At 72.4% G+C, this 15,011-nt stretch carries 11 protein-coding genes and 1 rRNA gene; 9 read left to right on the forward strand and 3 right to left on the reverse strand.

Going from position 1 to position 15,011, the window contains the following annotated elements:
* The first annotated feature begins 9 nt into the window (after positions 1-9).
* Complete coding sequence (locus KG102_RS04020) at positions 10-1,203, forward strand: N-acetylglucosamine-6-phosphate deacetylase (RefSeq protein ID WP_208290416.1); 1,194 nt, start codon at positions 10-12, stop codon at positions 1,201-1,203.
* On the opposite strand, the gene KG102_RS04025 is transcribed toward KG102_RS04020, so the two are convergent.
* Positions 1,200-2,201, reverse strand: coding sequence for a LacI family DNA-binding transcriptional regulator (locus tag KG102_RS04025; RefSeq protein WP_208209775.1), 1,002 nt, complete (start codon positions 2,199-2,201; stop codon positions 1,200-1,202). The two genes, KG102_RS04020 and KG102_RS04025, sit on opposite strands and share 4 nt — an antisense overlap.
* A 390-nt stretch (positions 2,202-2,591) precedes the next feature.
* Between KG102_RS04025 and KG102_RS04030 the strand changes: the two genes are divergently transcribed.
* From KG102_RS04030 to KG102_RS04045, 4 genes are all read left to right on the forward strand, one after another.
* The gene (locus tag KG102_RS04030; RefSeq protein WP_208290415.1) at positions 2,592-4,034 is read left to right on the forward strand and encodes a GH1 family beta-glucosidase; all 1,443 of its coding nucleotides are present in this window, start codon (positions 2,592-2,594) and stop codon (positions 4,032-4,034) included.
* 86 nt (positions 4,035-4,120) lie between these two features.
* Positions 4,121-4,420, forward strand: a complete 300-nt coding sequence (locus KG102_RS04035) for a hypothetical protein (RefSeq protein ID WP_208209773.1) — start codon at positions 4,121-4,123, stop codon at positions 4,418-4,420.
* A 21-nt stretch (positions 4,421-4,441) separates the two neighbouring features.
* Positions 4,442-5,206, forward strand: a complete 765-nt coding sequence (locus KG102_RS04040) for an alpha/beta hydrolase (protein WP_208290414.1) — start codon at positions 4,442-4,444, stop codon at positions 5,204-5,206.
* Positions 5,203-5,982: an alpha/beta fold hydrolase gene (locus tag KG102_RS04045; protein WP_208290413.1), complete on the forward strand. Its 780-nt coding sequence runs from the start codon at positions 5,203-5,205 to the stop codon at positions 5,980-5,982. Before KG102_RS04040 ends, KG102_RS04045 begins: the two co-directional genes overlap by 4 nt.
* Before the next feature lie 10 nt (positions 5,983-5,992).
* Here the strand turns inward: KG102_RS04045 and KG102_RS04050 are convergent, their stop codons facing one another.
* Complete coding sequence (locus tag KG102_RS04050) at positions 5,993-6,412, reverse strand: hypothetical protein (protein WP_208290412.1); 420 nt, start codon at positions 6,410-6,412, stop codon at positions 5,993-5,995.
* A 30-nt stretch (positions 6,413-6,442) separates the two neighbouring features.
* Positions 6,443-8,779 carry a coiled-coil domain-containing protein gene (locus tag KG102_RS04055; RefSeq protein ID WP_249667464.1) on the reverse strand — a complete coding sequence of 779 codons (2,337 nt, stop codon included), beginning with the start codon at positions 8,777-8,779 and terminating at the stop codon, positions 6,443-6,445.
* A 219-nt stretch (positions 8,780-8,998) separates the two neighbouring features.
* Here KG102_RS04055 and KG102_RS04060 point away from each other — a divergent pair, with 219 nt between their 5' ends.
* The 4 genes from KG102_RS04060 (at position 8,999) to KG102_RS04075 (ending at position 14,709) form a co-directional block, all read left to right on the forward strand.
* Positions 8,999-10,510, forward strand: coding sequence for a hypothetical protein (locus KG102_RS04060; RefSeq protein ID WP_208290411.1), 1,512 nt, complete (start codon positions 8,999-9,001; stop codon positions 10,508-10,510).
* Entirely contained in the window at positions 10,507-11,514 is a 1,008-nt protein-coding gene (locus KG102_RS04065) for a hypothetical protein (RefSeq protein WP_208209768.1), read from the forward strand. Before KG102_RS04060 ends, KG102_RS04065 begins: the two co-directional genes overlap by 4 nt.
* A gap of 62 nt (positions 11,515-11,576) precedes the next feature.
* The gene (locus KG102_RS04070; RefSeq protein WP_208290410.1) at positions 11,577-12,515 is read left to right on the forward strand and encodes a tetratricopeptide repeat protein; all 939 of its coding nucleotides are present in this window, start codon (positions 11,577-11,579) and stop codon (positions 12,513-12,515) included.
* 673 nt (positions 12,516-13,188) lie between these two features.
* A 16S ribosomal RNA gene (locus KG102_RS04075) occupies positions 13,189-14,709 on the forward strand.
* Positions 14,710-15,011: the final 302 nt, after the last annotated feature.

Raw genomic sequence — 15,011 nt, forward strand, 5'->3', positions numbered from 1 at the left:
TGCGCAAGGATGAGCGCCGTGAGCACCGAGACGCCCCTCGTCCTGCGCGGCCGGCTCGTCACCCCTCGCGGGGTCGTCGACGACGGTGCGGTGGTGGTCGACGACGCCACGATCGTGTGGGTCGGACCCGCGGCCGGCCTGCCGCGCGGGTGGAGCCTCCCGGAGCCGACCGACGTCACGCTCCTGCCCGGGCTGGTCGACCTGCACTGCCACGGCGGCGGCGGGGCGAGCTTCCCGGACGCGGTCGACGCCTCGGACGCCCGGCGTGCGGTCGACGAGCACCGTCGGCACGGCACCACGAGCCTCGTCGCCTCGCTGGTGACCGCCGCGCCCGACGTGCTGCTCGAGCGCACCGCGGTGCTGGCGGGGTTGGCGGACGCCGGTGAGATCGTCGGGATCCACCTCGAGGGGCCGTTCCTGTCGACCGTGCGCTGCGGCGCCCAGAACCCCGCGGACATGCGGGCGGGCGATCCGCTGCTCGTGCGGCGCATCGCGCAGGCCGCGCGCGGCCACCTGGTCACGATGACCGTCGCGCCGGAGGTGCCCGGCTTCGACGACGTGCTGGACGCCCTGGTCGACGTGGGTGCCGTGCCGTCGATCGGCCACACCGACGCGACCGCCGAGCAGGTCGACGAGGCCGTCGACCGCGGCTTCGACCTGTTGGCCGCGCGCTCCAACCGCCGGCTCACCGCCACCCACCTGTTCAACGGCATGCGGCCGCTGCACCACCGCGACCCCGGTCCGGTCGCGGCGTGCCTGGCCGCCGCGGCACGCGGGGAGCTCGTCGTCGAGCTCGTCGCCGACGGCACCCACCTGGCCGACGGCACGGTCCGGTCGGTGTTCGACCTGGTCGGTGCGGGCTCGATCGCCCTGGTGACCGACGCGATGGCGGCGGCGGGGATGCCCGACGGCGAGTACCGGCTGGGCCCGATGGACGTGCGGGTGGCCGACGGGGTCGCGCGTGTCGCCGACGAGGGTGGGGCCATCGCCGGCGGGGTCGCGCACCTGCTCGACGTCGTGCGGCACGTGGTCGCGGCGGGCATCCCGCTGGCCGACGCCGTGCTCAGCGCCGCCTCCGTCCCCGCCGACGTGCTGGGCCGTCGCGACCTCGGCGCGCTGGCCGCGGGCCGCCGGGCGGACCTGGTCGTCACCGACCACGGCCTGGCGCCCCTGCGCGTGATGCGTGCCGGCGTCTGGGTCTAGCGCGGGGGAGCGGTGCTGGTGCGGGTCGTCAGCACGGGCGCCAGCAGGCGGGTCTCGGCGGGCTGCTCGCCCGTGAGGCGGCCGATCGCCATGTCGACCGCGACCGCGCCGATCGTGTGCGCGGGCAGGTCGACGGCGGTCAGCGGCTCCGACTGCCCGAGGGCGACGTCCTCCGGACACACCGCCACGACGGAGATGTCGCCGGGGACGTCCTTGCCGCGCGACCGGAGTGCCTCGAGCACGGCGGGGAGGGCGACCTCGTTGTGCACGATGAGGCCGGTGACGCCGGGCATGCTGGTGAGCACCTGGTCCACCGCGTCGATCGCGCCGCTGTGCGAGGACTCGCAGGTCTCGAACACGGCCTCCAGGCCGAGGCGCGCGGCCTCCTGCGTGAAGCCCCGCACGAGGCGCGCGGCGTAGGTGGTGCGGCGGCTCAGGACCGCGCGCGGCGAGCCGATGAGGGCGATCTGCCGGTGCCCGAGCCCTGCGAGGTGGTCGACGGCGGTGCGGCCGACGGCCTCGAAGTCCAGGTCCACGCACGAGAGCCCGGTGGGGTCGCGCGGCAGGCCGATCAGCACGGCGGGCTGGCGCTGACGACGCAGGATGGGCAGGCGCGGGTCCTCGGCCTCGACGTCCATCATGATCACCGCGTCGACCATCGAGCCGGCGGCGACGCGTTCGATCCCGTCGTGGTCGTCCTGGGTGAGCAGCAGGACGTCGTGCTTGAAGGCCTGGGCGCGCGTGACGACGCCGGTGACGAACTGCATGATCACACTGACGTTGACGTCGACGCGCAGCGGGGCCATGAGCGCGAGCACCTGCGTGCGCTGCGAGGCCAGCGCACGAGCTCCCGCGTGCGGCCGGTAGTCGAGGTCGCGCACGGCGCGCTCGACCCGGGCGCGGGTCGCGGCCGAGATCGGTCGCTTGCCGGAGAAGGTGTAGGACACCGTGGAGACCGAGACCCCGGCCACCCGTGCCACATCGTCGATCGTCGCCATCGTCGTCCCCTCGTCGGCTGCCCGCTGGCCACCCTAGCGAGTCGAAGCAGCATCGAAGCGGTGGCGCGCGCCGTCGACCGCTCCGCGCGTTTGTGCTGACCGCTATGCCCATTGGACCATCGAAGCGGTTCGATGGACAAGCCCTCATCGGGACGTTCCTCGCGATCCGCCCGCCCGAGGGCGCGTGCCGCACCGTCAGCGGCGCAGCGCCCCGCAGTCAGGGCTGGTCGACGAGGGGTGGCGGGAGCGTTCCCACGATGTGTATCGTATCGTTTCGACGCTCGCACGTCCCCGGGCCTGGACCGATCGGCAGAGACGCCGCTGCGACGTCCACGGCCCGCACGCCTGCGCAGGCAGCTGTCCCAGCCCGCTCGATCGAAGGACCCGCACATGACGACCTCGCGCCCCTCCGGCCGCCAGTTCCCCGCCGACTTCCTCTGGGGCTCCGCCACGGCGGCGTACCAGATCGAGGGCGCCTTCGACGAGGACGGCCGTGGCCCGTCCATCTGGGACACGTTCTCCCGGACGCCGGGCAAGGTGCTCAACGGCGACACCGGTGACGTCGCGGTGGACCACTACCACCGTGTCCCCGAGGACATCGCGATCATGACGGACCTCGGGCTGCAGGCCTACCGCTTCTCGATCGCGTGGCCCCGCGTCCAGCCGACGGGTTCGGGCGAGTTCAACCAGGCCGGCCTGGACTTCTACGTCGACCTCGCCGACCGCCTCATCGCCGCGGGGATCAAGCCCGTCGCGACGCTCTACCACTGGGACCTCCCGCAGGCGCTCGAGGACGAGGGCGGCTGGGCCAACCGGCAGACCGCGCTCAACTTCGCCGTGTACGCCCGCAAGCTGGCCGAGGTCCTCGGCGACCGGATCCACGTCTGGACCACGCTCAACGAGCCGTGGTGCTCGGCGTTCCTCGGCTACGGCTCCGGAGTGCACGCCCCGGGCGTGACCGACGACGCGAAGGCCCTCGCGGCGGTCCACCACCTCAACCTCGCCCACGGCCTGGCCGGCCGGGCGATCAAGGACGTGCTGGGCGACGACACACCGATCTCGGTGACGCTCAACCTGCACGTGACGCGCGCCGCCTCCGACAGCCCCGAGGACCTCGAGGCCAAGCGCCGCATCGACACCATCGCCAACGACGTGTTCCTGAGCCCGATGCTCGACGGCGAGTACCCCAAGGAGGTCTTCGGCGACACCGAGGGGATCAGTGACTGGTCCTTCGTGCAGGACGGTGACCTCGAGCTCATCAAGGTGCCGCTCGCGCTCCTGGGGGTCAACTACTACTCGACCAACCGGGTGCAGCATGGCACCCCTGCGGTCGGCGACGGCACACCGGGCCCCGACGGGCACCGGTCGTCCGAGAACAGCGCCTGGACCGGCGCGACCAACGTGGAGTGGGTCGCACAGCCGGGGCCGTACACGGCCATGGGCTGGAACATCGAGCCGCAGGGCCTGGTCGACCTGCTCATGGAGCTCCACGAGCGGTACCCGAACGTGCCGATGGCCATCACGGAGAACGGCGCCGCGTTCTACGACGAGGTCAGCGCGGACGGCCGGGTGCACGACCCGGACCGGGTCGCGTACCTGCACGACCACATCGACGCCGTCGGCGAGGCCATGGACCGTGGCGCCGACGTGCGCGGCTACTTCGTCTGGTCGCTGCTGGACAACTTCGAGTGGGCCTACGGCTACGACCGTCGGTTCGGCGTGGTCCGCGTCGACTACCAGACGCAGGAGCGCACCGTGAAGGACTCGGGCCTCTGGTACCGCGAGCTGCTGCGCACCCGCACGATCCCCAACCCGGAGTCCGCAGCCCGCTGACCCACCCACGACGTCCGAGCAGCTGGAGGCCCTGGCCCACATCTGCTCGGACGTCGTGTTGTTGGCCGGTGGGGGAGGATGGCGGCGTGGGACGACGATCGACGAAGCGCCCGTACGGCGCCGAGCACGTCGAGCTCGATCTCGACCGGGCGACCGGTGGCCGACGTGCGGAGTCCGGGGCCGACGGCGAGTGGACGGTGCAGCGGGTGCGCGGCTCCGACCGCGAGTACCGGTGCCCCGGGTGCGACCAGCTGGTGAGCGCCGGGACGCCGCACGTCGTCGCGTGGCGGACCGACGGGCTGTTCGGCGAGGCGCTCGACGACCGACGGCACTGGCACTCCTCCTGCTGGCAGGCGCGAACCCGGCGCAGACCGACCCGGCGGTGACGGCGGCTTAGGCTCGTCCCGATGACCACGCACACGTCCGACCCCGGCCTCATCCGAGCGCTCACCGTCCTGCCCGCCCTGCGCGAGGACGTCGAGCTGCACACCGCGGACGGGCTCACGCTCGTCGGTGAGCTCGCTCGACCCGTCGAGACGGCGCCCGCGGCGACGCTGGTGACGCTGCACCCGCTGCCGACGCACGGCGGCTACATGGACTCGCACGTCCTGCGCAAGGCGGCGTGGCGGCTGCCGGCACTCGCCGACCTGGCGGTGCTGCGGTTCAACACGCGCGGCACGACCAGCCCCCGGGGCACCAGCGACGGAGCCTTCGACGGGGGCGACGCGGAGCGGTACGACGTGCACGCCGCCATCGAGTTCGCCGAGTTCCACGACCTGCCGAACCGCTGGCTCGTCGGGTGGTCATTCGGATCCGAGCTGGTGCTCATGCACGGCCGCGACCCGTCGATCGAGGGCGCCGTCCTGCTGTCCCCGCCGCTGCACCGGGCGACGGACGCGGACCTCGACGCCTGGGCGCAGTTCGGCAAGCCGCTGGTGGTGCTCGTCCCCGAGCTGGACGACTACCTGCGCCCCGACGAGGCCCGCCGCCGGTTCGCGCGGGTGCCGCAGGCCGAGGTCATCGGCGTCGACGGCGCCAAGCACCTGTGGGTGGGCGAGTCCGCTGTGCGGCGCGTGCTCGACGAGATCGTCGCGCACGTGCTGCCCGACCACCCGGTCCCGCTGCCCACCCACTGGGACGGCCCGAGCAGCACGGCGAAGGATGACGCATGAGCCTGCACACCTACCGCGCGGACGGACCCGGGCTGCCCGTCGTCCTCCTGCACGGATTCCCGCTGGACCACCGGATGTGGGACGCCGTGGCCGACCAGCTCACCGCCGACCGAGCAGTCCACGCGGTCGACCTGCCGGGCACGCCGGGCAACGCCACCGATCTTCCGGAGCCCGCGCTCGAGGCCTCGGCCGACGCGGTCGCGGAGGTCCTGCGCGCCGCGGGGATCGACCGGGCCGTCGTCGCCGGCCTGTCGATGGGCGGCTACGTGGCGCTCGCCCTGCTCGAGCGCCATCCCGACCTCGTCGCGGGCCTCGCGCTGGTGGACACCAAGTCCACGGCCGACCCGCCCGAGGCGCGCGCCAACCGGCTGCGCATCGCCGCGCAGGTGGAGGAGTCGGGTTCGGTGGACGCCGTCCGGCCGATGGCCTCGTCGCTCGTGGGCGAGTCGACGAGGTCCTCGCGGCCCGCCGTCGCCGTGCAGGTCGGCGAGTGGATCGACCAGCAGGAACCCGCGGGCGTCGCGTGGTCGCAGCGCGCCATGGCCGCCCGCCCGGACCGCTCGGACGTCCTGCGTGCGTTCGCCGGCCCGGTGGTCGTCGTGGTCGGTGACGAGGACACGGTCACGCCCGTGGAGGCCGCCGAGCACCTGGTCGCGACGGCACCCCAGGCCCAGCTCGTCGTCGTCCCGCGCGCAGGCCACCTCTCCTCGGTGGAACAGCCCGCGGACGTCGCGGCCGCCCTGGCCAACCTGGCGCAGGCCGCCGACTCCGCCTGACGGCTGCTCCTCAGCGCGCGAGCACGCGCGCGAGGGCCTCCGCCATGTCGAGCGACTCGCCGTCCTTCCCGCCCGCACCGATCACGAGCGGGGGAGCGGACGGCTCCGGCGTGACTCCGCGGAGGCGTGCGGTCAGGCTCGACGGCGTGGTGAGCACGTAGAACCTGCCGTCGGTGTCCACCGCGACCGTCTCGTCGCGCCGCAGGTACCAGCCGACCAACGGGGTCCGGTAGCGGGCGCGGCCGTCGTAGGAGCGCGCGGACAGGGGCTCGGGGGCGGGGCCGTCGGTCAGCGCCCGGCGCAGGAACGCGTCGATCTGCTCCTGCGCCTGGGCGGACTCCGCCCGCTGTCGTTCGGCCAGCCGCTCCCCGTGCACCGCGGCAGCAGCCCGGCGCTCCTCGCGCCAGCGGGCCGCCTTGTCGTCCGTCACGTGTGCCCCCGGAGCCGTCGCGGCCTGCCGTCAGCGGGTCGGCGCGGAGGCGTCGTCGCTGGCGGGCTGCCCGTCGCGGGCGTCGGCAGCGGCGTCCTCGACGTCCGTCGCCGGGGCCGCCTCGGCGGCCGCGTCGCTCGGGGCCGTGTCGCTGGAGACCTCGTCGCTCGAGACCGCGTCGCTGGAGACCGCGTCGTTCGAGACCTCGCCGGCGGGGGCGTCGTCGGACGGCGACAGACCGGTCTTCTCCTCGGCGGGAGCCGCCTGGACCGGGATGGCCGCCGACACGGGAGCCGGACGGGACTTGGTCGGCCGGGACGCCGGGCGGGCGGGCTTGGCCGCGGCGGCACCCGACGGGCCCGACGTGCTGGACCCGCCCGACGTGCTGGCCGCGCCCGACGTGTTCGACGTGCTCGACGTGCCCGACGTGCCCGACGTGCCCGACGGAGCGTCCGTGCCCTGGTCCTTGTCCTTGCCCGTGACCGGCGCGGCCTTCTGCTCCTGCTGGAAGGCCGCCTCGGCACGGGAGGCCCGCTCGAGCGTCGCGCGGTCGGGGTTGTGGCCGAGCAGGTTGCGCAGCTCGTCGAGGTACGACGTGATCGACTCGCGCTGCCGGTTGAGGTCCTCGACCTGACGGGTCGCCGTCGTGCGCTCGCGCTCCGACTCGATCATCGAGTCGGAGATCTGCTTCTCGGCGTGCTCCCGGGCCTCGGCGACCACGCGGTCGGCGTTCCGGCGCGCGTTCGACAGCAGCTCCTTGGCGTGCTGCTCGGCGTCGGTGCGGACCTTGTCCGCCTGGGCCAGCGCCTTGGCCACGCGCTGCTCGGCCTCGGCGGCGTGCGCCTCGGCATCCCGCACCAGGCGCTCGGTCTCGGCACGCGCGGTCTCGTGCCGGCTGGCGTCCTCGCGCTCCGCCGCCTCTCGGCGGGAGGCGATGGTCAGCTCGGCCTCGGCCAGCTGCTGCTCGGCCGACCGGACCAGCTCGTCCGCGCGGGTCTTGGCGGACGTGGTCAGCTCGGCCGCTGCTCGGCGGGCCTCCGTCGTGACCCGCTCCACCTCGAGTCGGGTGCGCTCGCGCAGCTCGGCGGTCTCGCGGTCGGTGGCGGACCGCAGCTCGCCCGTCTCGCGCTCCGTGACCTCCCGCAGCTCGGCCGCCTCGCGCGCCGTGACGTCGCGCAGGTGGGTGGTCTCGTGGGCGGCGCGCTCGCGCAGCTCGGTCGTCTCCCGCTCGGCCTGCGCGCGCAGGTCGGCGGCGTAGCGCTCGGCCTCGCCCCGCAGGCTGACGACGACGCGCTCGGCGTCCGCCCGCTGCGCCGCGAGCTCGTCGGAGGTCGTGGAGCGCAGCTCGCCGGTCTCCCGCTCGGCCTGCGCGCGGACGAAGGCGGCGTACTGCTCGGCCTCGGCGCGCAGCGCGGCCACCTCGGCCGCCACCCGCTGCTGCAGCGCGGCGGCGTCCCGCTCGGCGGAGGCGCGGACCCCGTCCGCGTACTCCTGCGCCTGCACGCGCAGGGATGTGACCTCCTCGGCGGCCTCCTGACGGGCCAGGCTGACCTCGATGGCCGCGTCGCTGCGCTGCTGGGCCACGTAGCGGTCGACCTCGATGCGCGCGGCGGCCAGCTCGGCCTCGACCCGCTGGCGCAGCTCGGTGGTGTCCCTGTCGGCGCTCTGACGCAGGTCCTGCGCGTACCGCTCGGCGTCCTCGCGCTGGGCGGTCGTCTCCGCCTCGGAGCGCGCCCGCAGCTCGCTCGCCGTGCGCTCCGTCGCGATGCGCAGCTGCGTCGCCTCGTGCTCGACGCTGGCCCGCAACGTGCCGAGCTCGCGCTCGAGCGAGCTGCGCCGCTCGCTCTCCTCGGTCGTGATCGCGCTCTGGATCCGGGCGGCCTCGCGCTCGGCGGAACCGACCAGCTCCTCCGCACGACGCTGCGCGGCGAGCAGGGTGCTCTCGGCCTCCGCGGCGGCAGACGTCTTGACCTCGTCGGCCTCGCGCCGGGCGGTCGCGACGAGCTCGGCGACCTCGTTCTCGGCGCGCGCCCGCAGCTGGCCGGAGGCGAGCTTGGCACGGGCGAGGGCGTCCGCCGCCTGCGAGTTCGCCTGCGTCACGACATCCGACGACTGCTCCTCGGCCGACCGCAGGAGCTGCTCGATGCGCGAGCCCAGGCCCGAGTACGTCGGCCGCTCCGCCTCGCGCAGCTGCCGGTGCGCCTCGGACAGCTCCCCGGCCACCTGCATGGCCCGACCGTCGAGCGACTCCACCTGGGCGCGCGCGTCCGCGAGCGCCTTCTCCAACGCGGTGAGCCGGGCATCGACGGCCTCCCGCTCGTAGCCACGGAAGTTCACGACGGGGAAGGGCGGGCGAGCATCGGGCACGAGCAGTCCTCCTGGGCACCGTGGCTCCGCGCGGAGCTGCCTCGGTCGAGGCGCTCGTCAACTGCCGGAACCCGCTGGTCAGGATACCGGTCTTCACCCGCTGGCGGACGCGACGCCACCGCCGCAGGCACACGACGGCCGATCCGTCCAGTCGAGCCCGGTTCGGCCGTCACAGGCGCGCGGCCTATCCTGATGCCTCTCTTCCTTGGAGGATTCTGCGTGCTCAAGCGACTGATGATCGCTGCGATCGGCATCGTCGGACTGGTCGTCGTGTGCCTCGGTATCGCATCGGCGACGGTGTGGCGGGCCGACGACGTCCTGGTGGCGACCACCTCGGGGGGTCCGCACACCCTCGTGACGGACCCCGGCGTCCTCGAGCTCGGGGGTGACCCCGTCACGGTCAAGGTCACGGTTCCGGACGACGGCAAGGTCGTGCTCGCGATCGGGCGGGACACCGACGTGGCCGGCTGGGTGGGCACCGACGAGCACGGCCGGGTGACCGGCCTGTCGGGGTGGCACACCCTCGAGGTCGAGGAGGTTGCCGGCCCGGAGCCGACACCGGCGCCGACCGACGCCGCGGCGCCCGCCGACGGTGCGAGCCCCGCACCGGCCGAGGGCGCCACGGACGCACCCGCGACGGTGGCCGACCCGTCCGGGTCGGACCTGTGGGTCGCCGAGGAGACCGGCACCGGTTCCGCCGAGCTGGTGTGGCCCGCTCAGGAGGGCCGCTGGAGCCTGCTCGCCGTCAGCACCGGGGAGTCCGCGCCCACCCTCTCGCTCGCGTGGCCCCGCGTGGTCACGACGCCGTGGCTGTGGCCGTGCGTCGCGGTCGGTGCCCTGCTGATGCTGGTCGCGGCGTGGCTGATGCTGCGCGACGTGCGCCGCCGCCGCGCCGGGCTCGACGACGAGACCTGGCACCCCGTGAGCACGGGGGCCGTCCCCGTGGTGACCGTCGGCGACGGCAACGAGATCCCCGTGCTCACCCGTCGGGAGCTGCGTGAGGCCGCGCAGGCCCGTGCGGCCCGCCCGCGCACCGGCTCGGTGCCGAAGGTGACGGCGCGCACCGGCTCCGTGCCGGTGGTGGCGGCACCGAAGAACCCGACCGCCGACGCACCCGCGACGACCTCGGCGGGCGCGGCCGCGGTCACCCAGGCCACGGTCGCGACCAGCCGCCGGTCGCTGCGACCGCCGACGGGCGCGATCCCCGTCGTGCCGCAGAAGTCTGCGACGGACCGACCCGCGCCCGGCCCCGGCTGGACGCCGACCGCCGCGCCCGGGGGCGACCGCACGTCGGCCGACGCGACAGCTGGGCGGCCCACGTCGGCTCCGGTCGCGCCGACGACATCGGGCGGCCCCGGACCTGCGCGCCCGACCGCGGATGCCCCGCCGCACGGCCGCCCGTCCTGGGTGGCCGGCACGTCGGCGCCGGCGACCCCGGTCGGAGCACCCGTCACGGGTCCCAACCGTCCGGCGGACCGTCCGGTGGACCGTCCGGCCGGGTGGACGGCGGTCCCGCCGCCTCCCGGTGCCCGCGTCCGCCCCGGTTCCCCGGACGATCCCGGCGCCGCGCACGCAGGTCGGCCCGCCTGGGCCAGGACGGACGCCGGTCAGGCCGACGAGCCCGGGACCGCAGGTTCTCGCGCCGACGCCTGGCGTCGCGCCTGGGGCCTGCCGGCCACCGACCCCACCCCCACCACCCAGCGCGACGACCACGAGGAGGAGAACCGATGACGCGCACACCGCGCCCCACCCGCGTGCTCGCCGCGGTCGGCAGCGTGCTCGTGCTCGGCCTCTCCGCGTGCAGCGCCCCGCTGCCGCAGGCCCAGCCCGACCCCGTCCCGGCCGTCGCACCGGCGGCCACGACCGTCTCCCAGACCCAGACGCTCCTCGGTGACGTGGGGGAGGTGCTGACCACCGCGGACACCGCGCTCGACGCGGCCCAGCTGACGCCGCGGGTCGAGGGACCCGCACTGGCCGTCCGGACCGCCGAGTACGTGCGCGCGACCGCGACGGCGGGCGCCAAGCTGCCGACGGCGCTGCCCACGGACGAGCAGGCGCTGATCGTGCCGCAGACCGACACGTGGCCGCGCACCCAGCTGGTCGTCACCAAGCAGCCCGACGACCTGCAGGCACCGCGCATCCTCGTCATGCAGCAGACGGCCCCGCGCGAGCCGTACCGGCTGTGGGGCTGGGGCCGGATGGGTGCCGGCATCCAGATGCCGGCGACGGCGGCCGCGGAGACGGGCAGCCCTGCGCTCGCACCCGACGCGACCGGCCTGCTGATGACGCCGACCGAAGCGCTCCAGCAGTACGCCGACGTCCTCGCCAACGGTGACGCCTCGACGTTCGCGGCGAGCTTCGAGCCCGACACGTTCCGCACCAGCATCGAGGCCGCCCGGGCAGCGACGGCGTCGGGGGTCCAGGCCGCCGGCTCGGCGACCGAGACGTACACGCCCGACGCCGCGCCCGTGGTCAGCCTCGGCACCGTGGACGGCGGTGCGATCGTCGTCGGACAGCTCACCACGGTGTCCACCGTGACGCTGACGGTCGCAGGTGGGACGATCCCCATCGCCGACCCGTTCTACGCGGCGCTCACCGGCAAGCAGAGCGCCGGCAGCAACTTCGTCCGGACGTTCACCGACGTGCTCGTCATGTACGTGCCTCCAGCGGACAGCGGTGCCAAGGTGCAGCTGCTCGCCGCGGAGCACGCCGTGACGGGCGCGACCGCCGAGTGATCGCCCACCGACCCGCACCCTGACCCGCCCACCCGGCACCGGCCACGAAGGAAGATCGACGCATGTCGCAGCCCACCGGACCTCGCCCGCCCCTCGACGTGCGAGGTGCCGTCGACCTGTCGATGCTGAACCGCCCCGCGACGCCGGCGCCCGGTAGTCCGGGTGGGCTGCCCGCACCGGGCGCCTACGTGGTGGACGTCGACACGCAGTCGTTCCCCGACCTCGTGCAGAGCTCGACGCAGCACCCCGTGGTCGTGGTCCTGTGGGCGCCGCGCAGCGAGGTGAGCGCGACGGTCGCCGCGGACCTGGCGGCGCTCGCCGACGAGGACGCCGGCCGCTGGCAGCTGGCCCGCATCGACGCCGAGGCCAACCCCCAGATCGCGCAGGCCTTCCAGGCGCAGGGCGTGCCGACGGTCGTCGCCGTCATCGCGGGTCAGCCGCTGCCCCTGTTCCAGGGTGCCTACCCCCGGGACCAGGTGCGAGCGGTGCTCGACCAGGTGCTCGCGGCCTCGGAGGCCAACGGCGTCACCGGGCGCGCGACGCCCAGCACGGGGGCACCGCAGGACGAGGTCGAGCCGGAGCCCGAGCTCCCGCCCCTGCACCAGGAGGCGTACGACGCGATCGAGCGCGACGACCTCGCCGCGGCGACGGCCGCCTACGAGCAGGCGCTCAAGGAGAACCCTCGTGACACGCTCGCCCGTGCCGGCCTCGCGCAGGTCGGGCTGCTCGAGCGCACGCGCGACGCCGACCTGCAGAGCGCCCGTGCGGCCGCTGCGGCGGACCCGTCCGACGTGGACGCGCAGCTGGCCGTCGCCGACCTCGACATCCTCGGCGGCAAGGTCGAGGACGCGTTCGCGCGGCTGGTGGACGTCCTGCGCACGACCTTCGGACCGGACCGCGAGCGGGTGCGCGTGCGCCTCGTCGACCTGTTCGAGGTCATCGGTGGCGAGGACCCCCGGGTGATCGCGGCCCGACGTGCCATGGCGAGCGCCCTGTACTGACCCGCGGGCCTGGGCCCGGCACCCGCCGCGAGGCCGCGGCGGCACGTCGCGCCGGGCAGGCGCGCGCGGGCGACAGCGGGGGCCGTCAGGCGCGTTCGTGCAGGTCAGGGGCGCCGGGGACCACGTGACCCGCGTCACCGCTCACGGATTTGCCACCTGGCGCGGGCGCTGCGTAATGTTCTCGATGTCGCCCCGGCAGGGAGGAACGGACACAGCGGATCACACCGCGTGGCTGGTCCCCCGGGAAGACTCCTCGGACACGTCGACCGGCGGCAACATCGCCGGTCTGAGGTAGTGTCCGGGACGCGGAACGCAGGTTCCAGCCCAGTTGGATCGCCTCTCACCAGGGGATTTGACGAGGCGGGGCCGCTCCGCTAAGTTAGAGCAGTTGCCTCCGGACAGGTTGAGAAACCGAGATGGATGCGCGTCTGTTCCTTGAGAACTCAACAGTGTGCCAAATAGTCGATGCCATATGGCTCGCTATCTGAGGGTGTGTCCGCTCGTTTGGGTGGGTGTGTCTGATGGTGGTGGGTCTTGGTTGAGATAGATGTCCGTTCTTTCACCTCCGTGGGAGGCGGCATCAAAATTCAGCCGAATCTGAACGGTCCTTATCGGGACCATTTCGTTTGTCGGTTGCTCTGCTGCTTTCGGGTGGCGGGGTGCCATGTAGACATTAACGGAGAGTTTGATTCTGGCTCAGGACGAACGCTGGCGGCGTGCTTAACACATGCAAGTCGAACGGTGACGACCAGCTTGCTGGTCTGATCAGTGGCGAACGGGTGAGTAACACGTGAGCAACCTACCCCAGACTCTGGAATAACCATGGGAAACGATGGCTAATACCGGATACGAGACGTGCACGCATGTGTGGCGTCTGGAAAGATTTATCGGTCTGGGATGGGCTCGCGGCCTATCAGCTTGTTGGTGGGGTAGTGGCCTACCAAGGCGACGACGGGTAGCCGGCCTGAGAGGGCGACCGGCCACACTGGGACTGAGATACGGCCCAGACTCCTACGGGAGGCAGCAGTGGGGAATATTGCACAATGGGCGCAAGCCTGATGCAGCGACGCCGCGTGAGGGATGACGGCCTTCGGGTTGTAAACCTCTTTCAGCAGGGAAGAAGCGAAAGTGACGGTACCTGCAGAAGAAGCGCCGGCTAACTACGTGCCAGCAGCCGCGGTAATACGTAGGGCGCAAGCGTTGTCCGGAATTATTGGGCGTAAAGAGCTCGTAGGCGGTTTGTCGCGTCTGCTGTGAAAACCTAAGGCTCAACCTTGGGCTTGCAGTGGGTACGGGCAGACTAGAGTGCGGTAGGGGTGACTGGAATTCCTGGTGTAGCGGTGGAATGCGCAGATATCAGGAGGAACACCGATGGCGAAGGCAGGTCACTGGGCCGCAACTGACGCTGAGGAGCGAAAGCATGGGGAGCGAACAGGATTAGATACCCTGGTAGTCCATGCCGTAAACGTTGGGCACTAGGTGTGGGGCTCATTCCACGAGTTCCGTGCCGCAGCAAACGCATTAAGTGCCCCGCCTGGGGAGTACGGCCGCAAGGCTAAAACTCAAAGAAATTGACGGGGGCCCGCACAAGCGGCGGAGCATGCGGATTAATTCGATGCAACGCGAAGAACCTTACCAAGGCTTGACATACACCGGAAACTTCCAGAGATGGTTGCCCCGCAAGGTCGGTGTACAGGTGGTGCATGGTTGTCGTCAGCTCGTGTCGTGAGATGTTGGGTTAAGTCCCGCAACGAGCGCAACCCTCGTCCCATGTTGCCAGCGGGTTATGCCGGGGACTCATGGGAGACTGCCGGGGTCAACTCGGAGGAAGGTGGGGATGACGTCAAATCATCATGCCCCTTATGTCTTGGGCTTCACGCATGCTACAATGGCCGGTACAAAGGGCTGCGATACCGCGAGGTGGAGCGAATCCCAAAAAGCCGGTCTCAGTTCGGATTGGGGTCTGCAACTCGACCCCATGAAGTCGGAGTCGCTAGTAATCGCAGATCAGCAACGCTGCGGTGAATACGTTCCCGGGCCTTGTACACACCGCCCGTCAAGTCACGAAAGTCGGTAACACCCGAAGCCGGTGGCCCAACCCTTGTGGAGGGAGCTGTCGAAGGTGGGACTGGCGATTGGGACTAAGTCGTAACAAGGTAGCCGTACCGGAAGGTGCGGCTGGATCACCTCCTTTCTAAGGAGCATCTGGCATCAGGTTGTCCTGTCATGGGGTGGCTGTGGTGTCCAGGCCCGTTGTCCCTGCCGAACGAGTGGGGGACGGTGCTCGAGGGTGGAACATCGACTGTGGCCGGCTTTCGAGCTGGTGGCGACCTAGTACGCCGGGCCCTTTGGGGTTCCGGGTGGGAACGGATCGTTGCTGGTGAGGGGTCGGCTGGGCACGCTGTTGGGTCCTGAGGGAACAGCCGGAAGGTTGTTCGTTCAGGGTCGCTACGAGTCGCATCGCCGCCTGTGGGTGGGGGTGGGGCTCGGGTGGCT

Source organism: Cellulomonas fengjieae (assembly GCF_018388465.1).
Taxonomy (GTDB): domain Bacteria; phylum Actinomycetota; class Actinomycetes; order Actinomycetales; family Cellulomonadaceae; genus Cellulomonas; species Cellulomonas fengjieae.